The 24,225-nt window shown below is 67.9% G+C and carries 18 protein-coding genes; 7 read left to right on the top strand and 11 right to left on the bottom strand.

Annotated elements, in window-relative coordinates:
- The first annotated feature begins 5 nt into the window (after positions 1-5).
- Entirely contained in the window at positions 6-1,082 is a 1,077-nt protein-coding gene (locus AC3WUT_RS17300) for a 2,3-butanediol dehydrogenase (RefSeq protein WP_492348314.1), read from the top strand.
- Between the two features lie 82 nt (positions 1,083-1,164).
- Here AC3WUT_RS17300 and AC3WUT_RS17295 read toward each other — a convergent pair whose 3' ends face one another.
- The 9 genes from AC3WUT_RS17295 to apbC all read right to left on the bottom strand — a co-directional run bounded on the left by AC3WUT_RS17295 (position 1,165) and on the right by apbC (position 13,164).
- Positions 1,165-2,691, bottom strand: a complete 1,527-nt coding sequence (locus AC3WUT_RS17295; protein ID WP_492348313.1) for an amino acid permease — start codon at positions 2,689-2,691, stop codon at positions 1,165-1,167.
- Between the two features lie 162 nt (positions 2,692-2,853).
- Entirely contained in the window at positions 2,854-3,111 is a 258-nt protein-coding gene (locus AC3WUT_RS17290) for a formate dehydrogenase subunit delta (RefSeq protein ID WP_492348312.1), read from the bottom strand.
- A gap of 3 nt (positions 3,112-3,114) precedes the next feature.
- Positions 3,115-3,948, bottom strand: a complete 834-nt coding sequence (fdhD, locus tag AC3WUT_RS17285) for a formate dehydrogenase accessory sulfurtransferase FdhD (RefSeq protein ID WP_492348311.1) — start codon at positions 3,946-3,948, stop codon at positions 3,115-3,117.
- Positions 3,949-3,982: 34 nt separating this feature from the next.
- Entirely contained in the window at positions 3,983-6,922 is a 2,940-nt protein-coding gene (gene fdhF / locus AC3WUT_RS17280) for a formate dehydrogenase subunit alpha (RefSeq protein WP_492348310.1), read from the bottom strand.
- Positions 6,923-6,932: 10 nt separating this feature from the next.
- Positions 6,933-8,507, bottom strand: coding sequence for a formate dehydrogenase beta subunit (locus AC3WUT_RS17275; protein ID WP_492348309.1), 1,575 nt, complete (start codon positions 8,505-8,507; stop codon positions 6,933-6,935).
- 3 nt (positions 8,508-8,510) lie between these two features.
- Positions 8,511-9,038 carry a formate dehydrogenase subunit gamma gene (locus tag AC3WUT_RS17270; protein ID WP_492348308.1) on the bottom strand — a complete coding sequence of 176 codons (528 nt, stop codon included), beginning with the start codon at positions 9,036-9,038 and terminating at the stop codon, positions 8,511-8,513.
- Between the two features lie 37 nt (positions 9,039-9,075).
- A complete protein-coding gene (locus AC3WUT_RS17265) occupies positions 9,076-10,707 on the bottom strand; it encodes an OFA family MFS transporter (RefSeq protein WP_492348307.1) in 1,632 nt (543 codons plus the stop codon).
- Positions 10,708-11,099: 392 nt separating this feature from the next.
- Positions 11,100-12,050 (bottom strand): LysR family transcriptional regulator, encoded by a 951-nt coding sequence (locus AC3WUT_RS17260; RefSeq protein ID WP_492348306.1) that lies wholly within the window; start codon positions 12,048-12,050, stop codon positions 11,100-11,102.
- Between the two features lie 25 nt (positions 12,051-12,075).
- On the bottom strand, positions 12,076-13,164 hold the full coding sequence (apbC, locus tag AC3WUT_RS17255; RefSeq protein WP_492348305.1) for an iron-sulfur cluster carrier protein ApbC: 1,089 nt from the start codon (positions 13,162-13,164) through the stop codon (positions 12,076-12,078).
- A 160-nt stretch (positions 13,165-13,324) separates the two neighbouring features.
- Between apbC and metG the strand changes: the two genes are divergently transcribed.
- Positions 13,325-15,394 carry a methionine--tRNA ligase gene (gene metG / locus AC3WUT_RS17250; RefSeq protein ID WP_492348304.1) on the top strand — a complete coding sequence of 690 codons (2,070 nt, stop codon included), beginning with the start codon at positions 13,325-13,327 and terminating at the stop codon, positions 15,392-15,394.
- A gap of 25 nt (positions 15,395-15,419) precedes the next feature.
- On the opposite strand, the gene AC3WUT_RS17245 is transcribed toward metG, so the two are convergent.
- On the bottom strand, positions 15,420-17,252 hold the full coding sequence (locus tag AC3WUT_RS17245) for a 7TM-DISM domain-containing protein (protein WP_492348303.1): 1,833 nt from the start codon (positions 17,250-17,252) through the stop codon (positions 15,420-15,422).
- A 90-nt stretch (positions 17,253-17,342) separates the two neighbouring features.
- Between AC3WUT_RS17245 and AC3WUT_RS17240 the strand changes: the two genes are divergently transcribed.
- From AC3WUT_RS17240 to panB, 5 genes are all read left to right on the top strand, one after another.
- A complete protein-coding gene (locus AC3WUT_RS17240; protein WP_492348302.1) occupies positions 17,343-19,025 on the top strand; it encodes a SulP family inorganic anion transporter in 1,683 nt (560 codons plus the stop codon).
- Between the two features lie 49 nt (positions 19,026-19,074).
- A complete protein-coding gene (locus AC3WUT_RS17235) occupies positions 19,075-19,278 on the top strand; it encodes a DUF3460 family protein (RefSeq protein WP_492348301.1) in 204 nt (67 codons plus the stop codon).
- A 62-nt stretch (positions 19,279-19,340) separates the two neighbouring features.
- Positions 19,341-20,210, top strand: a complete 870-nt coding sequence (locus tag AC3WUT_RS17230; RefSeq protein WP_492348300.1) for a segregation and condensation protein A — start codon at positions 19,341-19,343, stop codon at positions 20,208-20,210.
- 41 nt (positions 20,211-20,251) lie between these two features.
- Complete coding sequence (gene nadB, locus AC3WUT_RS17225; RefSeq protein WP_492348299.1) at positions 20,252-21,835, top strand: L-aspartate oxidase; 1,584 nt, start codon at positions 20,252-20,254, stop codon at positions 21,833-21,835.
- Between the two features lie 26 nt (positions 21,836-21,861).
- Complete coding sequence (gene panB, locus AC3WUT_RS17220) at positions 21,862-22,740, top strand: 3-methyl-2-oxobutanoate hydroxymethyltransferase (protein ID WP_492348298.1); 879 nt, start codon at positions 21,862-21,864, stop codon at positions 22,738-22,740.
- A 1-nt stretch (position 22,741) separates the two neighbouring features.
- On the opposite strand, the gene AC3WUT_RS17215 is transcribed toward panB, so the two are convergent.
- Positions 22,742-24,112 (bottom strand): MFS transporter, encoded by a 1,371-nt coding sequence (locus AC3WUT_RS17215; RefSeq protein WP_492348297.1) that lies wholly within the window; start codon positions 24,110-24,112, stop codon positions 22,742-22,744.
- Positions 24,113-24,225: the final 113 nt, after the last annotated feature.

The raw sequence follows: 24,225 nt of genomic DNA, 5'->3' as shown, positions 1-24,225 counted from the left end.
GAATCATGAAAGCAGCACGTTTCTACGCCCGTGGCGACATCCGCATCGAAGACATCCCCGAACCCGTGGTGGAGCCCGGCACCGTGGGCATCGCCGTGGCCTGGTGCGGCATCTGCGGCACCGACCTGCATGAGTTCATGGAGGGGCCGATCTTCATCCCGCCCTGCGGCCATCCGCACCCCATCTCGGGGGAGTCTGCGCCCATCACCATGGGGCATGAGTTCTCAGGCGTGGTCTACGCCGTGGGCGCGGGGGTGGACGACATCGAGGTCGGCCAGCACGTGGTGGTGGAGCCCTACATCGTGGCCGACGACGTGCCCACGGGGCCGGGCGACCCCTACCACCTGTCCAAGGACATGAACTTCATCGGCCTGGGCGGGCGCGGCGGCGGGCTGTCCGAGCGGATTGCCGTGAAGCGCCGCTGGGTGCATCCGATCTCCAAGGCCATTCCACTGGATCAGGCCGCGCTGATCGAGCCGCTGTCCGTGGGCCACCATGCCTACACCCGCAGCGGCGCCAAGGCGGGCGACGTGGCGCTGGTGGGCGGGGCCGGCCCCATCGGTCTGCTGCTGTCCGCCATCCTGAAGGCCAAGGGCCTGACCGTCTTCATCACCGAACTGAGCGCCAAACGCAAGGAAAAGGCGCGGGAGTCCGGCGTGGCCGACCACATCCTCGACCCCTCCGAAGTGGATGTGGTGGCCGAGGTGATGCGGCTCACCGGCGGCAAGGGCGTGGACGTGGCGTTCGAATGCTCCAGCGTCAACCAGGTGCTCGACACGCTGGTGGCCGTGACGAAGGCCACAGGCGTGGTGGTGATCGTGTCCATCTGGAGCCACCCGGCCACGGTCAACGTGCACAGCGTGGTCATGAAGGAGCTGGACGTGCGCGGCACCATCGCCTACTGCAACGACCACCAGGCCACCATCCAACTGGTCGAGCAGGGCAAGATCAAGCTCGCGCCCTTCATCACCCAGCGCATCCAGCTGGAGGACCTGGTGACCCAGGGTTTCGACACGCTGATCCACAACAACGAGTCGGCGGTGAAGATCATCGTGCAGCCGCGGTTCCAGCCGGCGGGGTAGCCCGTCGGCCGCCGGCGCGCGGCCGATTTTCTGGAGGCCCCGACGCCTCGGGCGTGGCCTCTCTGCCCCGCAGCGGCGCCGTCTACTGAGGCCGGCGCCGGTGCGCCAGCGCGCCCGGGAAATGCATCTCGGCATAAGGCACCAGGCGCGAACCATGCACCAGGCGCCAGCCCCACCACATGGCCCCGAACACCGGAATGCCCAGGTAGGTGGCGATCAGATCGCCCCAGGGCACGGGCCCGCTGCCGCGCAAGGCGTCAAAGCTTTGCCCCAGTACCACCAGCAGGCACATGCCAAAGGCAAAGAAGGGCCCCCACGGAAAAAACGGTGACTGATAGGGCAGCAGGCCGGCGATGTCGATGCCCTGCACCATCAGGCCGCGCCGGAAGCGGTAGTGGCTGACGGCGATGCCCAGCCAGGCGATGAAGCCCGTCATGCCCGACAGGTTCAGCAGCCACAGGTACACCGTCTGCCCCTCGCCCAGCGAACTCAGAAAGCACAGGGCCCCCATGGCCGTGGTGGCCAGCAGGGCCGGCACCGGCACGCCCTGGCGGCTCAGGCGACTGAAGACGGCCGGGGCCCGGCCCTCGACGGCCAGGTTGTAGAGCATGCGGGTGGAGGCGTACAGGCCGGAGTTGCCGGCCGACAGCACCGCCGTCAGGATCACCGCGTTCATCACCCCGGCGGCCAGGGCCAGACCAGCGCGCTCGAACACCAGGGTGAAGGGGCTCACGCCCACCTCGCGCAGGTCGGTCTTGATGAGGTTGGGGTCGGTGTAGGGCAGCAGCACACCGATCACACCCACCGCCAGCACATAGAACAACAGGATGCGCCAGAACACCTGCCGCACTGCGCGCGGGATGTTGCGTGCCGGGTCGACCGATTCACCGGCGGCCACCCCCACCAGCTCGGTGCCCTGGAACGAGAAGCCCGCAATCATCACCACGCCCAGCAGCGCCGGCATGCCCCCCACGAACGGGGCCTCGCCGTGGGTGAGGTGGCTCAGCCCCGGACTGGGCTGGCCGCGGAACACGCCCAGGATCATCAACAGGCCCAGCACCACAAAGCACAGCACGGTCAACACCTTGATCAGCGCGAACCAGAACTCGGCCTCGCCAAACCCTCGCACCGAGATCACGTTGAATGCGAACACCACCAGCAGGAACAAGGCGCTCCACCACACCCCCGGCACGGTCGGGAACCAATACTGCATGACCAGCTGCGCCGCCACCAGTTCGACCGCCACCGTGACCGCCCAGTTGTACCAGTAGTTCCAGCCCAGGGCGAAGCCGAAGCCGGGATCGACGTACAGCGATCCGTAGGTGGAAAACGAGCCCGCCACCGGCATGTAGGCCGCCAGCTCGGCCAGGCTGGTCATGAGGAAATACACCATGGCCCCGATCAGCACGTAGGCCAGCAGGGCCCCACCGGGGCCGGCCCGTGACACCATGGCACCCGAGGCCACGAACAGGCCGGTGCCGATGGAGCCGCCGATGGCGATCATGCTGAGGTGGCGCGCCTGCAGCGAGCGCTGGAGGCCAGCGGATGGGGTGCCCGCACGGGTGGCGACGTGAGGTGCCCCGTGGGGCGGGGGTCGATGTGGGGTCATGGCGGTGGACAGCCTGGCGCCCCGGCTCACCCGGCAGGCACGGTGCCGGGCCGGGGCGGGGGTCGCTGATTAAAAACGCCACGGCAGCGGCGACGGGCCGGCCCAGGCCGGCGAATGCCCCCAACGGTCAAATCACGCCGCCGAATGGCGATCAACAGGCCGTCAGCGCGCGGGCGGCAAGGCCTCGCTGAGGCGCGCACGGTGGGCCATGACGGCCTCGCGCATGAAGGGGCGCAAGGACTGGCCGGCCTCGGCATCGAGTTGCTGCAAAAATTCCGCCCGCATGCGCGGCTCCCAGAACTTGCGGATGTGGTCGGCGGCGCCCGCCAGGGCTTCGGCACGGTCGGGCATGGACTCGAAGAACTGGCCGATGCGATTGGCCATCACGATCAGGTTCTGGGTGTGCGGATTGCTGCTCATGGCTCAGGCCTCTGGGTCCACGCGCCAGGCGTGGCTGTAAACGGAAAAATCATCGCCGCGGGCAAAGCCCAGCAGGCACAGGCGGGCCGACTCGGCGGTGTGCACCGCCAGCTCGGTCACCCCGGACACGGCGGCCAGCAGCGGCACACCGACGGCAGCGGCCTTCTGGGCCATCTCGTGGCTGGCGCGGCTGGTGACCACGATGAAGCCGGTCCCGGCCTGCAGCGGCTGGCCGCGTTGCATCAGCGCACCGATCAGCTTGTCGAGGGCGTTGTGGCGGCCCACATCCTCGCGCACCAGGTGCAGTTGGCCCGAGGCATCGCACCAGCCGGCCGCATGGGTGGCCCCGGTCGCCCCCAGCAGGGGCTGGCGGGCGCGCAGCCGGCTCATGCCCTGGCTCAGGGCCTGCGGACTGAAACGGTGCTCAGCCAGCACCGGCGCCACCTGGCGCACGGCCTGGCTCAGGTTTTCAGCGCCGCACAGCCCGCAGCCAGTGCGCCCGGCCAGGCTGCGGCGCTGGTCCTTGAAGCGCACAAAACAAGCCGAGGCGACCTCGATGCGCAGGGTGATGCCGGCCGGGCTGTCGTCCACGTCGAGGCCATAGAGCTGCTCGGCCCGCTCGATCAGCCCCTCGGTGAGCGAGAAACCCAGCGCAAAGTCGGCCAGGTCATCGGGGGTGGCCAGCATCACGGCATGGGACAGGCCGTTGTACTCCAGGGCCACCGGGCGTTCACGGGCCACCAGGTCCGACACCTCATGCCATTGGCCGTCGCGCCAGCGACGCACCGGCACCGGGGCGCAGCCTTCGGGTTGGCGGGGCTGGTCGTCAGGTTTCATGGCGGTCGGCGAAGACGGTGGGGCCGGGGCGGGCTCATTCGCCCTGGCTGGCGGCATGCAGCAGTTCGAGCTGGGTTTCATGGAACTGAGCATAGCTGCGCTGCCACGCCGACTGAGGCTCGGACTGGTGATCGGCCCGGTCGGCACCCTGCCCTGCGGCCTGGGGCACCGGCATCACGTTCACCGCCGTCACCTTGTACTCGGGGCAGTTGGTGGCCCAGTCGCTGCTGTCGGTGGTGATCACGTTGGCGCCCGACTCGGGGAAGTGGAAGGTGGTGTAGACCACGCCCGGCGCCACGCGCTCGGTGAGGGTGGCGCGCAGCACGGTTTCGCCCGCGCGGCTCTGGATGCCCACCCAGTCGTCCTGGCGGATGCCGCGCTCCTCGGCGTCGTGCGGATGGATCTCAAGCCGGTCCTCTGCGTGCCACTGGCTGTTGGCGGTGCGTCGGGTCTGGGCCCCCACGTTGTACTGCGACAGGATGCGCCCGGTGGTCAGCAGCAGCGGGTACTTGCGGGTCACCTTTTCGTCGGTGGGCACGTACTGGGTGATGATGAAGCGGCCCTTGCCGCGCACGAAGCGGTCCACGTGCATGATGGCCGTACCGGCTTCGTCGGTGCTGTCGTTGCAGGGCCACTGCACGCTGCCCAGGCGCTCAATCTTGGCGTAGCTGACGCCGGCAAAGCTGGGCGTGAGCGCCGCGATCTCGCTCATGATCTCTTCGGGATGCGAATAGTTCATGGGGTAGCCCAGGGCGTTGGCCAGCATCTGGGTCACCTCCCAGTCGGCGTAGCCGGCCTTGGGTGGCATCACCTTGCGCACCCGCGAGATGCGGCGCTCGGCATTGGTGAAGGTGCCGTCCTTTTCGAGGAAGGACGAGCCCGGCAAAAACACATGCGCGTACTGGGCGGTCTCGTTGAGGAAGAGGTCCTGCACCACCACGCACTGCATGGCCTTGAGCGAATCGATCACATGCTGGGTGTTGGGGTCGCTCTGGACGATGTCCTCGCCCTCGCAGTACAGGCCCAGAAAGCTGCCTTGCTGGGCGGCCTCGAACATGTTGGGGATGCGCAGGCCCGGCTCGGGGTTCAGCGTCACACCCCAGGCCGATTCGAACAGGCCGCGGGTGGTGCTGTCGCTGATGTGGCGGTAGCCAGGCAGCTCATGCGGAAAGCTGCCCATGTCGCAGCTGCCCTGCACATTGTTCTGTCCGCGCAGCGGGTTCACGCCCACCCCTTCACGGCCCACGTTGCCGGTGGCCATGGCCAGGTTGGCAATCCCCATCACCATGGTGGAGCCCTGGGCATGCTCGGTCACGCCCAGGCCATAGTAGATGGCGGCGTTGACCTGGCGCTCGGTCTTGCGGCCTGCGCTGTTGCCGGTGGCATACAGGCGGGCCGCGGCGCGCAGCTCGGCCGCCGGCACGCCGCTCACGGCTTCCATGGCCTCGGGCGAGTTGTCGGGCCGGGCCACGAACTCACGCCACTCGCGGAAGGACTTGTCGTCGCAGCGCTCGGCGATGTAGGCCTCGTCCAGCAGGCCTTCGGTGACGATCACGTGGGCCATGGCGCTGATCACGGCCACATTGGTGCCGGGGCGCAGTTGCAGGTGGTGGGCAGCACGGATGTGCGGCGACTTCACCAGGTCGATGCGGCGCGGGTCGATCACGATCAACTGGGCGCCTTCGCGCAGGCGCTTTTTCATGCGCGAGCCGAACACCGGGTGGGCATCGGTGGGGTTGGCACCGATCACCAGGATCACGTCGGCCTTCTCGACCGACTTGAAGGTCTGGGTGCCGGCCGAGGTGCCATAGGTCTGGCCCAAGCCATAGCCGGTGGGCGAATGGCAGACCCGGGCGCAGGTGTCCACGTTGTTGTTGCCGAAGGCCGCCCGGATCAGCTTCTGCACCAGGTAGGTCTCTTCGTTGGTGCAACGCGAAGAGGTGATGCCGCCGATCGAGTCGCGACCATGCTCGGCCTGGATGCGACGGAACTCGCTGGCCGCGTAGCCGATGGCCTCTTCCCAGCTGACCTCGCGCCAGGGGTCGTCGATGCTCTTGCGGATCATGGGCGTGGTGATGCGGTCCTGGTGGGTGGCATAGCCCCAGGCAAAGCGACCCTTGACACAGGCATGACCTTCGTTGGCCTGGCCGTCCTTCCAGGGCACCATGCGCACCACCTCGTTGCCCTTCATCTCGGCCTTGAAGGCGCAGCCCACGCCACAGTAGGCGCAGGTGGTGATGGTGCTGTGCTCGGGCTGGCCGAGCTGGATGATGGATTTCTCCTGCAGCGTGGCGGTGGGGCAGGCCTCGACACAGGCGCCGCAGCTCACGCAATCGGACTCCATGAACGACTGCCCCTGGCCCGGCGAGACGCGTGACTCGAAGCCTCGGCCCTGGATGGTCAGCGCAAACGTGCCCTGGGTCTCTTCGCAGGCCCGCACACAGCGGTTGCAGACGATGCACTTGCTGGCGTCGTAGCTGAAGTAGGGATTGGAGTCGTCCACCGCGGGCTTGCAGTCGCCCCGGAAGTGGTTGGCCCCATCGAGCCCGTAGCGCACCTCGCGCAGGCCGGTGACACCGGCCATGTCCTGCAGCTCGCAATTGCCATTGGCCGAGCAAGTCAGGCAGTCCAGCGGGTGGTCGGAGATGTACAGCTCCATCACGCCCTTGCGCAGCTCCTGCAGGCGCGGACTCTGCGTGCGCACCTTCATGCCGGCCTCGGCCGGGGTGGTGCACGAGGCCGGAAAGCCCTTGCGGCCCTCCACCTCGACCAGGCACAGCCGGCACGAGCCAAAGGGCTCCAGGCTGTCGGTGGCGCAGAGCTTGGGCACGCGCACCCCGGCATCCACCGCGGCACGCATCAAGGAAGTGCCCTCGGGCACCGTCACCTGCACACCGTCGATCTCCAGCGAGACGGCGTTGTCGGACGCCCGCAGCGGGGTGCCGTGGTCGGTTTCTTTCAGATGAGCCAGCATGTTGAACTCCTCAGACGGCTTGGGTAGCTTGGGTGGCGGGCACGTTGGGCACGGTGAGTCCGAAGTCCTGCGGGTAATGGTTGAGGGCCGACAGCACCGGGTACGGGGTCATGCCCCCCATGGCGCACAGCGAGCCATGCAGCATGGTGTCGCACAGGTCGCGCAGCAGCTTCACCTGCTGGGGCTGTTGCGGCCCACCGGCGGTGATGCGGTCGATCACCTCGACGCCCCGGGTCGAACCGATGCGGCAGGGCGTGCACTTGCCACACGATTCGAGGGCACAGAAGTCCATGGCGTAGCGGGCCAGGCGGGCCAGGTTGGCCGTGTCGTCGTGCACCACGATGCCGCCGTGGCCCACCACGCCGCCAAAGGCGGCATAGGCTTCGTAGTCCAGCGGCACATCCCACTTGTCTTCAGGCACATAGGCGCCCAACGGGCCGCCGACCTGGATGGCCTTGATGGACCGACCCGAGGCGGTGCCGCCGCCAAAGCCGTAGACCAGCTCGCGCAGGGTCAGGCCAAAGGCCTTCTCGACCAGGCCTCCGTGCCGGATGTTGCCGGCGAGCTGGAAAGGCAGCGTGCCGTGCGATCGGCCCACGCCGTAGTCGCGGTAAAAGGGGGCGCCGCGCGCCAGGATGATGGGCGCCGAGGCAAAGGTGATCACGTTGTTGATCACCGTGGGCTGGCCGAACAGGCCCTTCAAGGCCGGCAACGGTGGCTTGGCGCGCACGATGCCGCGCCGGCCCTCCAGGCTTTCGAGCAGGGCGGTCTCCTCGCCGCAGACGTAGGCGCCGGCGCCCATGCGCACATGCAGGTGGAAAGCATGGCCGCTGCCCAGCACCGAGTCCCCGATGAAGCCGGCGGCCTTGGCCCGGGCCAGTGCCTCGTTCAGCGTGGCCACCGCGTGCGGGTACTCGGAGCGCACATAGATGTAGCCCTGGGTCGCGCCCACGGCCAGGGCCGCGATCGTCATGCCCTCGATCAGCATGTAGGGATCGCCCTCCATGGTCATGCGGTCCGAATAGGTGCCCGAGTCGCCTTCGTCGGCATTGCAGACGATGTACTTCTGCGCCGCCTGGGCATGGGCCACGGTCTTCCATTTGATGCCGGCCGGGAAAGCCGCCCCGCCGCGCCCGCGCAGGCCCGAGTGGGTGACCTCGTGGATGATGCCGGCGCCATCCAGCGACAGCGCTCGGCGCAGGCCGACCCAACCCTCATGGGCCTCATAGTCGGCCAGGCTCAGCGGATCGGTCACCCCCATGCGGCGGAAGGTGAGGCGCTCCTGCAGCGCCAGGTAGGGGATCTGCTCGGTGATGCCCTGGCGCAGCGCGTGCTCCGCCCCCTGCAACAGGCCAGCGGCCAGCAGACCGGGCACGTCTTCGGGACTCACCGGACCATAGGCCACGCGGCCGGCGGCGGTCTGGACCTCCACCAGCGGCTCCAGCCAGAACAGGCCGCGCGAGCCATTGCGCACCAGCTCGATGGCGTCGCCGGCCGCGGCTTGCAGAGCCTGGGCCACTTCGTCGGCCCCCACGGCCAGGGCGGCAGAATCACGCGGCACGAAAACACGGATCTTGGTGCTCATGGTTCAGGCCTCCTGGGTTTGCAAGGGCGCCACCAGGCGGTCGAATCGCTGCAGACTGACCCGGGCATGCACCTGCTCGTCCACCACGATGGCGGGGGACGAGGCGCACAGCCCCAGGCAGTAGACGGGCAACAGCGTCACGCTGGCATCGGCGTTGGTGGCGCCATGCTCGCTGTCGGCGCAGCCCAGGCGGCTGCAGGCGTGGGCCCACAGGGCTTCGGCGCCGCGCGACTGGCAGGCCTCGGCCCGGCACACCTGCACCACATGGCGCCCCGGTGGGCTGGTGCGGAAATGGTGGTAGTAGCTGAGCACCCCGTGCACCTCGGCCCGGGACAGGTTGAGGGCCTGGGCCACCAGGGGCACACCGGCTTCGGGCACATAGCCCAGCCGGTCCTGCACCGCATGCAGGATGGGCAACAGGGCGCCCGGCAGATGGGACAGTTCGGCCAGGGCCTGCTGCACGGCTTGCAGGGCGGCAAGGTCCGCGGGGGCCACGGGGGCCACGGGGGCTGAGGCGTGGGGGGTGCTCATGGGGTTCTCTGGGTGTCTTGTTTGAAACGCGTGGGGATCAGCCGAACAGCTTGAGCACGCTCAGCAGGGTGCGGTAAACACCCCAGGCCAGCGGGATGCCCACGGCCGCCCAGGCCAGGGCCACCACGGCGGGGCTCACGCTGTCGGGGCGACCGCTGGAGGTGCCGGTGTTGTTGGCCGACACGGCTTTCTCGTGCGCCAGCCGCTTTTCTTCGGCCAGTTCGGCATCGCTCATGAACCACTTGTCGGCCACGGGGCGGACCAGCAGGTTGCAGATCAGGCCGATCACCAGCATGCCGACCAGGATGTACATGGTCTGGTTGTAGACCTGTTCGCGAGCCATGCCCAAGCCCAGTTGGTACTCGCGCATGTAGTTCACCACCACCGGGCCCAGAATGCCCGCCGTGGCCCAGGCCGTCAGCAGCCGGCCATGGATGGCGCCGACAAACTGGGTGCCGAACAGGTCGGCCAGGTAGGCCGGCACGGTGGCAAAGCCGCCGCCGTACATGCTCAGGATGATGCAGAAAGCCCCCACGAACAGCACCGTGCTGCCCGCCGCGGCGCTGCCCGGCACGCCAAAGTACAGCACGCCGCCGAGCACGAAAAACACCACATAGGTCATCTTGCGACCCAGCTTGTCGGACAGGCTGGCCCAGAAGAAACGGCCCCCGATGTTGAACAGGCTGAGCAGCGCGGTGAAGCCGGCCGCCACACCGGCAATCGCGGCCAGTTGGGTCTTGTCGAGCTCACCGTACTTGGCCGCCACACCGATCAGCGAGCCGCCAAACACCTCTTGCAGCATGGGCGAGGCCATGCCGATCACACCGATGCCGGCGCTCACGTTCATGCACAGCACCATCCACACCAGCCAGAACTGCGGAATCTTGAAGGCGTTCTTCACGTGCACATGGCGCTGCGTGATCATGGTGTTGGAGGCATGGATGGCCGGCGGCGTCCAGCCCTCGGGCTGCCAACCGGTGGCGGGCACGCGGTAGCCCAGGGCACCCGCCATCATGAAGACGAAATAGACCAGCGCCATCACGATGAAGGTGGGCATCACGCCCACGCTTTCGGGGCTGGCAAACACCTTCATCAGGTCGGCCGCCAGCGGCGAGCCGATCATGGCACCGCCGCCAAAGCCCATGATGGCCATGCCGGTGGCCATGCCGCGCCGATCCGGGAACCACTTGATCAGCGTGGACACGGGCGAGATGTAGCCCAGGCCCAGCCCGATGCCCCCGATCACGCCCGAGCCGAGCAGCATCATCCAGAACTGGTGCAGGTGGATGCCCAGGGCCGAGAACAGCATGCCGCCGCACCAGCACAGGGCCGACACCACGCCGGCCTTGCGCGGGCCGGCACGTTCCAGCCAGCCCCCCCACAGGGCGGCCGAGCAGCCCAGAAAGACGAAGAACAGGGTGTACATCCAGCCCAGGGTGGATATCTTCCAGTCGCAACTGGTGGTGAACATCTCGGCGAAAAAGCCCACCTCGGGGCCGCATTTCACACTCTCCTTGATGCCCAAAGCCTTGGACAGCGGGAGCCAGAACACCGAAAAGCCATAGGCCATGCCGATGCAAAGGTGGATCGCGAGCGCCGCCGGCGGCACCAGCCACCGGTTGAAGCCGGGCCCGGCAATGATGCGTTCCTTGTCAAGAAAACCTGCCATGTGTCTGTCTCCGTTGTTGTGGTAAGGAGGAAAGGATTGTTTGTTTTCCGCCCCGGCGCCGCTCAGGTCATGGCCTGGCGTTGTGCCGGGCCGCAGTGTCTGGGCAGGGGGGCGGTGCGGTCAAATTGAATCGGGACATGACTTGATTCAAAGATTGAATCAAGGCCGCCGAGAGTCTATGGCCTTGCGACTGCGTGGCCGAACACCCCCATGAGGGTGTTATTGGGGATCGAATTCGCGCCTCGTTTGGCGCTTGATTTGGCGGTTGAAAAAATGGGATAGCCCTCAAAAAAACCCATCGAATCAACGTCTTAAGAGATGTCGAAAGACGAAATTGAGGTCAATTTTGGCGGTTAAGTTGGCGCTAGATCCGGCCGACAAGGCCCCACCCCTCAAGCCCGCAGCGCTCCACTGTGGGCCGCGGCATGGGCCAGCCAGTCGGGGTCTTGCGCCAGGGCCTGGGCGGCGGCCAGGGCGCGCGAGGGGCGCTCGGCCTGGGTCAGCATGAAGCCGATGGGGGTGTGCACCTCGGGGCTGACCAAGGGGTGGGCCTGCAGCTCGGCATAGCCCAGGGCCGCGCCGACCAGCGCACCGGGCAGCACGCTGCAGACCTCGCCCGCCACCACGCTGAGCGACAGGGTGAGGATGGAGTTGGTCTCGATCACCGGCGTGACCTCGGCACCGGCCAGGGCAAAGGCGCTGTCCACGATGCTGCGGTTGTGCATCTCGGGCGTGAGCAGGCACATGGGCTGGGCCGCCGCCTCGACCCAGCGCAGGGGCTCACCGCGGCGCATGCCGACGCTGCCGGCCACCGCAGGCTCCAGGGCCCGACGCACCAGAAAATACTGCTCGCTGTACTGCGGCAACACCCGCACCCCCGACTGACGACCCAGGCGGTCGGTGTAGCCCAGGCCCAGGTCCAGGGTCAGGGCGTCGAGGCCGTTTTCAATTTCGGGCGAAGACAGCGACAGCACCGCCGGCCGGATGCCGGGGTGGCGTGCCTGCAGCCAGGCCGCAAAGCGCGCCACGATGGGGATGGCCGTGGGCACGGCGCCGATGCGCAGGCGCCCGCGCGGCTGGTCGGCCTCGCTGGCCAGGTCCTGCTGCAACAGTTCGTGCTCACGCAACATGCGCTGCGCCGTCACCAGCACGCGTTCACCCTCGGGGGTGAAGCCCGCATACTGGCGCGCCCGCTTGACGATGACCACGCCAAACTCGGCCTCCAGGGCCCGCAGCGCATTCGACAGCGCCGGCTGGGTGATGTGGCAGGCCTGCGCGGCCCGCCCGAAATGCTGGTGCTCGCTCAACGACACCAGGTAGCGCAGCGAGGCCAGGATGTTCATGGGATAAGTCGAGAAAGGACCGGCTTCAGGTGCCCTGGCTGACGGTGATGGTCGGGAACTTGGACGAGAAATCCTTGGCCTGCTGAGCCACCTTGAGCGCCACCTTGCGGGCCAGGGTCTTGTACAGGCCGGCCACTTCGCTGTCGGGGGCCGCCACCACGGTGGGGTTGCCACTGTCGGCCTGCAGCCGGATGTTGATGTCCAGCGGCAGGCCGCCCAGGTAGTCCATCTTGTAGTCGGCGGCCATGCGCTGGCCACCATCGGCGCCGAAGATGTGCTCGATGTGGCCGCAGTTGCTGCACACATGCACCGCCATGTTCTCGACGATGCCCAGAATGGGCACGCCCACCTTCTCGAACATCTTGATGCCCTTGCGGGCATCCAGCAGGGCGATGTCCTGCGGCGTGGTCACCACCACGGCGCCGGTCATGGGCACGCGCTGCGACAGGGTGAGCTGGATGTCGCCCGTGCCCGGGGGCATGTCGACGATCAGGTAATCCAGGTCTTTCCAGTTGGTCTGGCGCAGCAGTTGCTCCAGGGCCTGGGTGGCCATGGGGCCGCGCCAGATCATGGCTTCGTCCTGTGCCACCAGGAAACCGATCGACATCACCTGCACACCGTGCTTGAGCATGGGCTCCATGGTCTTGCCGTCGGTGCTGGCGGGGCGGCCCTCGATGCCCATCATCATGGGCTGGCTGGGACCGTAGATGTCGGCATCCAGCAAGCCCACGCGGGCGCCTTCGGCGGCCAGCGCCAGCGCCAGGTTGGCCGCGGTGGTGCTCTTGCCCACACCGCCCTTGCCCGAGGCCACGGCGATGATGTTGCGCACCTCGGGCAGCAGCGGCACGCCGCGCTGCACCGCATGGGCCACCACCTTGCTGCGCACCTGGGCCTGCACCTCGGTGACGCCGGCCACGTGGCGGGCGGCCGCGTCCAAGGAGGCGGTCAGGGTGGGGATGAAGGTGCGTGCCGGATACCCCAGTTCGATGTCGAAGGACACCTTGCCACCCTCGACCTTGAGGTTCTTCAGGGCCTTGGTGGAGACGAAATCCTGGCCGGTGTGGGGATCAACAACGGTTTGCAGGGCCTGCAGAAGGGCTTCGATCGTGGGCATGAGGGGCTCTTTTAAAGGGACGGAATGCGAAACCGGCTAGTTTAGCCAGCATCGCTGCAGCCCTGCGGCGGCCAGGGGTTCCCTGGCCAGAGCGTGCGGATCAGCCCCGAGGCGTCATCCGCTTCTAAAATCACGGATTCGCCCGAAACCGAAGAACACCATGCCCGCCCAACGCAAGCTCTTTGTTACCACCGCCCTGCCCTACGCCAACGGCAATTTCCACATCGGCCACATCATGGAATACATCCAGGCCGACATCTGGGTTCGGGTGCAGCGCATGCTGGGCCACCAGGTGAACTTTGTGGGGGCCGACGACACCCATGGCGCGCCGATCATGATCGCGGCCGAGAAGGCCGGCAAGACGCCGCAGCAGTTCGTGGCCGACATCGCGGCCGGCCGCAAGCCCTACCTGGACGGCTTTCACATCGCCTTCGACAACTGGCACAGCACCGATGCCCCCGAAAACCACCAGTTGGCGCAACAGATTTACTTGGATCTGAAGGCCGCTGGCCTGATCGAGACCCGGGTGATCGAGCAGTTCTTCGACCCCGAGAAGAACATGTTCCTGCCGGATCGCTTCATCAAGGGCGAGTGCCCCAAGTGCCACGCCAAGGACCAGTACGGCGACAACTGCGAGGTGTGCGGCGCGGTGTACGCCCCCACCGACCTGATCTCGCCCTTTTCGGCGCTGTCGGGGGCCAAGCCGGTGCTGAAGAGCTCGGAGCATTTCTTCTTCAAGCTGTCCGACCCGCGCTGCGTGGCCTTTCTCGAAGAGTGGACCCAGGATGGGCGACTGCAGCCCGAGGTGGCCAACAAGGTGAAAGAATGGTTCACCGTGCGCACCAACCCCGACGGCAGCACCAGCGAAGGCCTGGGCGACTGGGACATCAGCCGCGATGCACCCTACTTCGGCATCGAGATCCCCGGCGCGCCCGGCAAATACTTTTATGTGTGGCTGGACGCCCCGGTGGGCTACCTGGCTTCGCTGAAGAACCTGCTCGAAAAGCGCGGCGAAGACTACGAGGCCACCATGGCCGATCCGGCGCTGGAGCAGTTCCACTTCATCGGCAAGGACATCGTCACCTTCCACACCCTGTTCTGGCCTGCCATGCTGAAGTTCAGCGGCCGCAAGACGCCGGACTCGGTGTTTGTGCACGGCTTTCTGACCGTGAACAACGGCGAGAAGATGAGCAAGAGCCGCGGCACCGGCCTGGACCCGCTCAAGTACCTGAGCCTGGGCATGAACCCCGAGTGGCTGCGCTACTACCTGGCGGCCAAGCTCAGCGCCCGCAACGAAGACATCGACTTCAACCCCGACGACTTCATGGCGCGGGTCAACTCTGACCTGATCGGCAAGTTCGTCAACATCGCGTCACGCGCAGCAGGCTTCATCCACAAGCGTTTTGGCGGCCAGCTGGCCGCGGTGTCGGCCGACGGCGACGCCTTGCTGTCGCACCTGCAGGACGCCGCCCCCGGTGTGGCCGAACTGCTGGCCGAACGCGACTACGGCAAGGCCCTGCGCGAGATCATGCTGCTGGCTGACCGCGTGAACGAGTACGTGGACCAGAACAAGCCCTGGGAACTGGCCAAGCAAGAAGGCATGGAAGCCCGCCTGCAGGACGTATGCAGCGCCTGCATCGAGGCGTTCCGCCTGCTGAGCATCCTGCTCAAGCCCGTGCTGCCGGCACTGGCCACCCAGGTCGAGGCCTTTCTGCAGGTGGGGCCCTTTACCTTTGACAGCGCCCGCAGCCTGCTGGGCGCGGGCCACCGCATCCAGGAGTACAAGCACCTGATGCAACGCGTCGACGTGAAGCAGCTCGATGCCCTGTTCGAGCCGCCCGCGGCCCCCGAGCCCGAAGCCGCCCTGCCCGGCGGCGAGGAACTGGCCCCCACCATCGGCATCGACGATTTCGCCAAGATCGACCTGCGCATCGCACTGATCGTGAACTGCGAACCGGTGGAAGGCTCGACCAAGCTGCTGCGCCTGACGCTGGACGTGGGTGAGGGCAAGCACCGCAATGTCTTCAGCGGCATCGCCAGCGCCTACAAGCCCGAAGACCTGATCGGCAAGCACACGGTCATGGTGGCCAACCTGGCCCCGCGCAAGATGAAGTTCGGCCTCAGCGAAGGCATGGTGCTGGCCGCCAGCCATGGCGATGAAAAGGCCCAGCCGGGCATCTACGTGCTCAACCCCTGGCCGGGCGCCACGCCAGGCATGCGGGTGCGCTGAAGCCCCAGGCGCCGCCGAGGCGTCGTCAGCGCGGCGAGGTGGTGAGCTGGTCGCTCCAGCTCAGGGGCGCGGGGGCGGTGCCCACTCGCCCGGTCTCCACCGCCGGGTCTTGCCCCGGCTGCAACAGTTGCAGGGCGCGCCCACTGGCGGTGGCGTTCATGGCGTCCAGCAGCCCACCCAGACGTTGCAACAGGGCCTGGGCATCGCAGCCCGGAAAAAACCCCGCCGTGCAGGTCACCTGCAAGCGCAAGGTGGCCCCGCCGGGCAGGCGGCCCGGTTGCGCCAGGCCGCGTGCAATGATGATCTGCGCCAGGTCCAGCACCCCTTGGGGTTTGAAGTCGCCCTCCATCAGCAGCACGAAATCACCGTTGCCCAGGCGGGCCAGCGTGTCGCCGCTGCGCCGCACCACCTGAGAGATGCAATTGCTGGCCTGCAGGGTGGCGGCATCCAGGGCCGGCACGCCAGCCTCGCGGAAGATCGCCTGCAGATTGGCGATGCGGATTCGCATGACCGCCCCCAGCCGGTGCTGCCGATGCTGGCGAAGAATCAGGTGGTCCAGTCGCTCCAGCACCACGTGCTCGCTCGACAGGCCGGTCAAGGAGTCAATCCGCTTGAGCGCCTGGCGCTGCACCCCGTGATCGTGCTGCTGGCGGCAACGCCAGGCCAGCGCCAGGGCCAGCAGGCCCAGTGCCAAAGCCAGCCCCGCGGGCGCCCAGCGCAGCAACAGCGACTCCCAGGGCAAGACCCAGCTCGTGCCGCGCATCGCCCCCACCCATTGCCAAGGCCCGAGCAACAGCCAGCCCCCCAGCAGCAAGGCGCCCAGACCGCCCTCGCGCCGCAAGGCGCACCATGCGATGGCGGCACCTGCCAGCCACACCAGGGCGGCATAGCCTGCGGCCACCCAGCCCAGGGCCACACCCGACAGGGCCATCACGCTCAACACCGGCCCCAGCAGCCCGAGCACCAGGCCGGCACTGCGCCAGCGCGGGGCGAGCGCGCTGCGCGCCACGCCGCTGATGAACAACAGGCCAAAGCCCTGGGCCAGCGACTGGCAGGCCTCGAACACCCGATCGCTCCAGCCCCCTCTTTCGGGCCAGAGGTACTCAGCCCCCAGGCCACCGTGAGCCACGGCAGCCACGGCCAGCGCCAGGCAAGCGCCCGCAAAATACAAGGGCAGGGCATTCCGGTATTGCTGGGCCTGAACCAACGACAGCAACACCAGCAACAGCATGCCGCCCAAGGCGGCGCCCCATAGCAGGTGCCAGGTCTGGGCATATCGCTCGAAGGACGCACGGTCCCACAGCCGCCAGGCCAACTCGGCGGGTCGTCGCCCCTCCAGGCTCAGGTAGACCCGGCTCTGCCCGGGCTGAACTGTCCAGGCAAAGGCGGGGGACAGGTGGGCCAGAGGCCAGCGGGCCACCGGCAGCAAGGCACCCGCCTCGGCCGTGAACCACCGCTCGTCCGCCAGCGGCGCATGAAAGACCAGGCGCTGCACATCGGTCATCGGAACCTCCAGCACCACCTCGCGCGGCGCCTGGACAGCCGGCAGATCAATGGCGAGCCAGTGCGCGCTTGCCGGGCCCAACGCGGCGCGCTCGCCGGGATGGGCGACGGCCCCCTCCGCAGCGGCGAACCGGCTCGTCACACGGGCCGGTGTCTGCACCCCGCCAGGGTCGACCAGGCGCCAGGCGGGCGGGGTCAGGCCGTTCCAGGGTCCGGCCTGGGCCGGCGGCGGTGTCTGGGCCTGCAGGGGCCAAGCCATCAGCAGGCCCAGGCTCAGGCCCAGCATCCAGCCCGGCCAGCGCCGGACGACGCAGGCACCGATCTGCACCGCGCAGAATGCGATGAACGTTCTCATATACACAATGTAACAATTTTGCAAGTACAGGGACATCCCCGATCTGGGTGAAGTGGACGCCGACGCCGACGAGGCCCAGAATCCGCCTCAATGCACCTGCCTCAACCCCTTGCCCGTTTTCACCCCCGCCTGCTCGATGCCTGCCGCGATTACAGCCGCGTCCGCTTCTGGCGCGATGCCGGCGCCGGGCTCACGGTGGGCATCGTGGCCCTGCCGCTGGCCATGGCCTTCGCGATTGCCTCGGGCATGAAACCGGAGGCCGGGCTGTGGACCGCCATCATCGCGGGCTTTCTGATCTCGCTGCTGGGGGGCTCCAACGTTCAGATCGGCGGGCCGGCGGGCGCTTTCATCGTGGTGGTGTACGGCATCATCGAACGCCACGGCCTGGCCAACCTGCTGATTTCCACCAGTCTGGCCGGGGTGCTGCTGTTCCTGATGGGGCTGCTGCGCCTGGGCACCCTGGTGCGTTATGTGCCGGTGACCATCGTGGTGGGCTTCACCAACGGCATTGCCGTGCTGATCGCACTGTCGCAGATGAAAGACTGGCTGGGCTTGCAGGTGCCGCGCATGCCCGCCGATTTCTTTTCACAACTGCAAACCCTGTGGCTGCATCGGGGCACGTTCAATCCGGCCGCCTTCGGTCTGGGCCTGTGCTGTGTGGTGGGTCTGTTCGCCTGGCCCTGGCTGTGGGGGCGCAAGCACCGATTCCAGGCCACCCTTGACGACATCCCTGGCATGCGCCGCGCACTGCGCGTGACCTCGCGCTTGCCCGGCCCGGTGGTGGCCCTGGTCACACTCACCCTGCTGGCCTGGGTGCTGGGCCTGCAGGTCGAGACCATCGGCAGCCGCTTCGGCAGCATCCCGGCCGGCCTGCCCGAGCTGGCCCTGCCCGATTTCAGCTGGGAAACCGCCAAGCACCTGCTCAATCCCACGCTCACCATTGCCCTGCTGGGGGCGGTCGAGTCACTGCTGTGCGCCCGGGTGGCCGATCAGATCAGCAACACCCCGCGCCACGACCCCAACCAGGAGCTGATGGCCCAGGGCGTGGCCAACTTCGTCACCCCCCTGTTCGGCGGCATGCCGGCCACAGGCACCATCGCCCGCACCGTGACCAACATCCGCTCGGGCGCCAGCTCACCGGTCTCGGGGCTGGTGCATGCCGCCACGCTGGCACTGATCGTGCTGCTGGCGGCGCCGCTGGCGCTGCTGATTCCGCTGCCTGTGCTGGCCGGCATCCTGCTGTTTGTCGCCTGGAACATGGGCGAATGGCACGAATTCGCCGATCTCAAGCACTACTCCGGCCATTACCGGCTGGTGATGCTGGGCACCTTTGTGCTCACGGTGGTGTTCGACCTCACGGTGGCCATTGAATTCGGGCTGCTGCTGGCCTGCGCGCTGTTCATCCGGCGCATGAGTTCGCTGTTCAGCGTGGCGCCGGTGCCCGTCCAGGGGCCGGAGTTGCGCTTTCAGCTGTATGGCGCGCTGTTCTTCGGGGCGGTAGACCGCATCGACCGGCTGGTCAGCGCGGTGGAGCAGGCCCCGCCCGGCACCCGCGTGGTGCTCGAAGCGCGTCAGCTGATCGCCCTGGATTCCACAGGGGTCGATGCCCTGCGCCAGTTGCACCGGGTGGTGCGCCAGCATGGCGGCACGCTGCACCTGGAAGGGCTGCAACCCCAGCCGCACGACCTGGCCCGACGCTCGGGGCTGAGCGCCGAACTGGCGGCCGCCCAGGCCGAGGCCCAGGCGCAAAACGGCCCCTCGCCAGGGCTTTGAACGAGCCGGGCCCCGGGGCCGGTAAAATCGCGCCCAAAGGACTTGCAACATGTCGATCTTCGCCCGCCCTCACTACACCTCTGACGCCACCCAGTTCATCGAACAGCTCAAGGCCGCCAAGCCCGAACTGGACGCCCAGCAACAAGCGGGCCGCGGCCTGCTGTGGGACCGCGAGCAAGACCGCGAAAGCCAGGCCGGCTTCAAGCAGGCCCGCGTGCCGCAAAAGCCCTACGTCTACCAAAACGGCCACTGAGGCCCAGGCCCGGCGCCCCCCACCGGCCCACCCCCCGGCGCGCGCCTGCCCCACCCCCACCCATGAAGCCCAGCCCAGGCGCCGACACGGCGCTGCTCCCGCCTGCCCCTGACGGTGCCACCGAGGGATCGGCGATGCCTAGCGTGGTCGATCACGTGGCGGTGGCCCGCCTGTATGGCGAACCGCTGTTCGCCATGCCGACCGACCTGTACATCCCGCCCGATGCACTGGAGGTCTTTCTGGAGGCCTTTGAAGGCCCGCTGGACCTGCTGCTGTACCTGATCCGCAAGCAGAACTTCAACATCCTCGACATCCCGATGGCCGCGGTGACGCGCCAGTACCTGGTGTATGTGGACGAGATCCGCACCCGCAACCTCGAACTGGCGGCCGAATACCTGCTGATGGCGGCCATGCTGATCGAGATCAAGTCGCGCATGCTGCTGCCGCCCAAGCCGGCGCCCGAAGGGCAGGAGCCCGAAGACCCGCGTGCCGAGCTGGTGCGCCGCCTGCTCGAGTACGAGCAGATGAAGCTGGCCGGCGCCAAGCTCAATGCCCTGCCCCAGTTCGGCCGCGACTTCATGCGGGCCCAGGTCTACATCGAGCAAAGCCTGCAACCGCGCTTTCCCGATGTGCACGTGGTCGATCTTCAGGAGGCCTGGCGCGACATCCTCAAACGCGCGCGCCTGGTGCAACACCACCGCATCACCCGCGAAGAACTCAGCGTGCGCGAGTACATGAGCAAGGTGTTGCGGGCCCTGCAGGGCCGCCGCTTTGTCGAGTTCGAAGACCTGTTCGAACCCGAAAAAGGCAGCACCGTGCTGGTGGTCACCTTCATCGCCCTGCTCGAACTGGCCAAGGAGACCCTGATCGAGATCACCCAGGCCGAGGCCTTTGCCCCGATCTACGTGCGCCTGGCCTACACCCCGGCCTGAACGCCCCGGGGCCATGCCCCATCCTTCATCCCCCCTCCACCGTGACCGAATTCGACACCCTCATCGTCGGCAGCGGCCTGGCCGGCCTTTGCGCCGCCCTGCTGCTGGCCCCCACCCGCCGTGTGGCGGTGATCAGCAAGGCCACCCTGGACGCCGGGGCCAGTGGCCTGGCCCAGGGCGGCATTGCCGCCGTGCTGGCCGCCGACGACAGCTTTGACGACCATGTGCGCGACACCCTGGTGGCCGGGGCCGGCCTGTGCGACGAGGCCGCCACGCGCTTCGTGGTCGAGGGTGCGCCTGCCGCCATGGCCTGGCTGCAGGCCCAGGGCGTGCCCTTCACCCAGGAGCAGGGCGCCCTGCACCTGACCCGGGAAGGCGGGCACAGTGCCCGCCGCATCGCCCACGTGGCCGATGCCACCGGTGCCGCCGTGCAGCGCACCCTGATGGACGTGGTGCGCCGCACCCCGGGCATCACGGTGCTGGAGGGGCACAGCCTGATCGATCTGGTGCTGGCCCCACCCAACGCCGATGGGGCCGCACGCCGCTGCCTGGGCGTGACCCTGCTGGACACGACGCACGGCCTGCGGCGCACCCTGCTGGCCCCGCACACCGTGCTGGCCAGCGGCGGCGCCGGCCAGGTGTTCGCCCACACCACCAACCCCGACACCTCCACCGGCGATGGCATGGCCGCCGCCTGGCGTGCCGGTTGCCGTGTGGCCAACCTGGAGTTTGTGCAATTCCACCCGACCAGCCTGTGCCACCCCGAAGCCCAGGGCTTTCTGATCAGCGAGGCGGTGCGCGGCGAAGGCGGCCTGCTCAAACGCCCGGCCACGGTCGGCGGCGAGCGCTTCATGCCCGAGTACGACAGCCGTGCCGAACTGGCCCCACGCGACGTGGTGGCGCGGGCCATCGACGCCGAGATGAAACGCCACGGGCTGCCCTGTGTCGAGTTGGACATCTCGCACCAGAGCCCGGCCTTTTTGCAGGCGCACTTTCCCAACATTGCAGCACGCTGCCTGGCCCTGGGCATCGACATCACGCGCCAGCCGATCCCGGTGGTGCCCGCCGCCCACTACACCTGCGGCGGTGTGTTGACCGATCTGGCCGGGGGCACCGATCTGCCGGGCCTGCTGGCGATTGGCGAAGTGGCCTGCACCGGCCTGCATGGCGCCAACCGGCTGGCCAGCAACTCGCTGCTCGAATGCCTGGTGTTTGCGCGCGCGGCGGCCGACCAGGTGCTGGCCGAGCCCCTGCCTGCCAGCCGCCCCAGCGCACCGCCCGACCTGGCCAACCCGCCACCCGAGCCTGCTCTGGACGCCGATGCGGCCGCCCTGCGCCAGCAACTGCGCCAGCTGATGTCGGCCCAGGTCGGCATTGTGCGCAGCGACGCCAGCCTGCAGGCCGCCGACCAGGCCCTGGCCCCGTTGCAGACCGCCAGCGCACGCCTGTGGCACCTGGGACACCCCAGCCGTGCTTTGCTGGAACTGCGCAACCTGTGTGACGTGGCCGCACTGATGGTGCGTTCGGCCCGCCAGCGCCGCGAAAGCCGCGGCCTGCACTACAGCACCGATCACCCCCAGACCGACCCCGTGGCGCAGCCCACTGTGCTGCCCGGCGCGGTCTGAGACCCCACAGGCACCCGGAGACCCCCATGACCGCCACCGACACGCCCCTCAGTTCGCCCTACGGCACCCTGCCCCCGGCCTCGCCGGTGGCCACCCGCAAGCCGCTGAGCCTGCCGCGCCTGGCCGAGCTGCACGCCCGGGGTGAAAAAATCACCATGCTCACGGCTTACGACGCCACCTTTGCCGCCATGGCCGATGCGGCCGGGGTGGAGTGCCTGCTGGTGGGTGATTCGCTGGGCATGGTCTGCCAGGGCCTGCCCAGCACCGTGGGCGTGAGCCTGGACACCCTGTGCTACCACACCGAAAGCGTGGCGCGCGGCCTGCGCCGCGTGCAGGGCACGGCCTGGATCATCGGCGACCTGCCTTTTGGCAGCTACCAGAGCAGCCGCGAGCAGGCGCTGGAAAGCGCCGTGGCCCTGCTGCAGGCCGGCGCCCACATGGTCAAGCTCGAAGGCGGCGGCTGGACCACCGAGACGGTGCGCTTCATGGTGGAGCGCGGCATCCCCGTGTGCGCCCACCTGGGCCTGACACCGCAGACCGTGCATGCCCTGGGCGGCTACCGGGTGCAAGGCCGTGGCGACAGCGCTGCCCTGCTGAAGGAACAGGCCCTGGCCCTGGAGGCCGCCGGCGCCAGCATGCTGGTGCTGGAGATGGTGCCGGCCACCCTGGCCGGCGAGCTGACCCGCGAACTGACGCGCTGCGCCACCATCGGCATCGGTGCCGGGCCCGACACCGCGGGCCAGGTGCTGGTGATGCACGACATGCTGGGCATCAACCTGGGCAAGAACCCGAAGTTCGTGCGCAACTTCATGGACGGCGCCGGCAGCGTGCAGGCCGCCCTGCAGGCCTATGTGCGTGCGGTCAAGGACGGCAGCTTTCCGGACCCGGCGCTGCACGCCTGGTGAGTCAAGCCGGATTTTCAGCGTCGATTCTGGAGGTGCTGCGCGTATCGCGCATGCACCAGCACACGATCAAGGTGCACGCGATCACGACGGTGGCGTACCAGTAAAAGCCGCTTTCCAGCCCCGCCTGCTTGAACCACAGCGCCACGTACTCGGCCGTGCCGCCAAACACCGACACCGCCAGCGCATACGGCACGCCCACCCCGGTGGCTCGGATGGCGGCCGGGAACAGCTCGGCCTTCACCACCGCATTGATCGAGGTGTAGCCCGACACGATCAGCCAGGCGCAGGCGATCAAGCCAAAGGCCTCCCAAGGGCCCTGGGCATGGCGGATGGCGGTCAGCAGCGGCACGGTGAAGATCGTGCCCAGCAAGGCAAAACCCACCAGCAAGGGGCGCCGGCCCACGCGGTCGGACAGCGCGCCGTAGATCGGCTGCAGCAGCATGGCAAACACCAGCGACGCGGCCGAGACGGCGGTGGTCTGGCTGTCTGTCAAGCCCACGGACAGACGCAGAAACTTCTGCATGTAAGTGGTGTAAACGTAGAACGCCAGGGTACCACCCATGGTCAGGCCGATCACCAGCAACACTTCACGCGGGTGCTGGGCCAACTGGCGCAGGCCGCTCAGGGGCTTGGCCTGGCTGCGGCTGGCCTCGAACGAGGCGGTTTCGTGCAAGTCCTTGCGCATGCGCAGGGCCAACACGGCCAGGCCGGCACCGATCAGAAACGGAATCCGCCAGCCCCAGTCGCGCAGTTGGGCATCGCTCAGCAACAGGTGCTGCAACACCAGCAACACCAGCAGTGCCGTCAACTGCCCGCCGATCAGGGTCACGTACTGAAAGCTGGCGTAAAAGCCCCGGTGCCTGGAGGTGGCCATCTCGGACAGGTAGGTCGCGCTGGAGCCATATTCACCCCCCAGGCTGAGGCCTTGCAGCAGCCGCGCCAGCAACAGCAGCACGGGCGCCCAGGCGCCCACCACCGCATAGGTGGGAGCGCAGGCAATGATCAGCGAGCCCAGACACATCAGCAGCACCGAACCCATCAGCGCGGTCTTGCGGCCACGGCGGTCGGCGATGCGGCCGAACAGCAGGCCGCCCAGCGGCCGGATGAAAAAGCCCAGGGCAAAAATGCCGGCGGTGGACATCATCTGCGCGGTCGCATCCTGGGCCGGAAAGAAAGAGTTGGCAAAGTACAGCGAGAAAGCGGCGTAGGTGTAGAAGTCGTACCACTCGACCAGGTTGCCGGCCGAGCCGACCAGGATGGCGCGCAGACGCCGGGCTTCGATGCGCTCGGATGGCGAAACGGGGGCTGAGGGGGTCGCGGCAGCCGAGGCTGCAGCGCCACGGGCGGATGCATTCATGTGGTGTGTCTCCATGCAAAGGGTTTCACGCCATTGTCAAAATCACCGCCCGGCCGCGCATCCGTGCCCGCCGGGGCACCGTTCTGCGTAAAACTACGCAGAAGTCACCGTTCGAGCGGCTGACCACC

This window comes from Curvibacter sp. EU05-FHT14A10, assembly GCF_058791075.1.
Note: the sequence above shows the minus strand (reverse complement) of the source record. Positions and strands in the feature narration are given on the sequence as shown.

Excerpts from the sequence above, each read along its gene's own strand:
- AC3WUT_RS17300 (WP_492348314.1), top strand. The coding sequence starts at position 6 with ATGAAAGCAGCACGTTTCTACGCCCGTGGCGACATCCGCATCGAAGAC.
- AC3WUT_RS17295 (WP_492348313.1), bottom strand. The coding sequence starts at position 2,691 with ATGACCCCACATCGACCCCCGCCCCACGGGGCACCTCACGTCGCCACC.
- AC3WUT_RS17290 (WP_492348312.1), bottom strand. The coding sequence starts at position 3,111 with ATGAGCAGCAATCCGCACACCCAGAACCTGATCGTGATGGCCAATCGC.
- fdhD (WP_492348311.1), bottom strand. The coding sequence starts at position 3,948 with ATGAAACCTGACGACCAGCCCCGCCAACCCGAAGGCTGCGCCCCGGTG.
- fdhF (WP_492348310.1), bottom strand. The coding sequence starts at position 6,922 with ATGCTGGCTCATCTGAAAGAAACCGACCACGGCACCCCGCTGCGGGCG.
- AC3WUT_RS17275 (WP_492348309.1), bottom strand. The coding sequence starts at position 8,507 with ATGAGCACCAAGATCCGTGTTTTCGTGCCGCGTGATTCTGCCGCCCTG.
- AC3WUT_RS17270 (WP_492348308.1), bottom strand. The coding sequence starts at position 9,038 with ATGAGCACCCCCCACGCCTCAGCCCCCGTGGCCCCCGTGGCCCCCGCG.
- AC3WUT_RS17265 (WP_492348307.1), bottom strand. The coding sequence starts at position 10,707 with ATGGCAGGTTTTCTTGACAAGGAACGCATCATTGCCGGGCCCGGCTTC.
- AC3WUT_RS17260 (WP_492348306.1), bottom strand. The coding sequence starts at position 12,050 with ATGAACATCCTGGCCTCGCTGCGCTACCTGGTGTCGTTGAGCGAGCAC.
- apbC (WP_492348305.1), bottom strand. The coding sequence starts at position 13,164 with ATGCCCACGATCGAAGCCCTTCTGCAGGCCCTGCAAACCGTTGTTGAT.
- metG (WP_492348304.1), top strand. The coding sequence starts at position 13,325 with ATGCCCGCCCAACGCAAGCTCTTTGTTACCACCGCCCTGCCCTACGCC.
- AC3WUT_RS17245 (WP_492348303.1), bottom strand. The coding sequence starts at position 17,252 with ATGAGAACGTTCATCGCATTCTGCGCGGTGCAGATCGGTGCCTGCGTC.
- AC3WUT_RS17240 (WP_492348302.1), top strand. The coding sequence starts at position 17,343 with ATGCACCTGCCTCAACCCCTTGCCCGTTTTCACCCCCGCCTGCTCGAT.
- AC3WUT_RS17235 (WP_492348301.1), top strand. The coding sequence starts at position 19,075 with ATGTCGATCTTCGCCCGCCCTCACTACACCTCTGACGCCACCCAGTTC.
- AC3WUT_RS17230 (WP_492348300.1), top strand. The coding sequence starts at position 19,341 with ATGAAGCCCAGCCCAGGCGCCGACACGGCGCTGCTCCCGCCTGCCCCT.
- panB (WP_492348298.1), top strand. The coding sequence starts at position 21,862 with ATGACCGCCACCGACACGCCCCTCAGTTCGCCCTACGGCACCCTGCCC.
- AC3WUT_RS17215 (WP_492348297.1), bottom strand. The coding sequence starts at position 24,112 with ATGGAGACACACCACATGAATGCATCCGCCCGTGGCGCTGCAGCCTCG.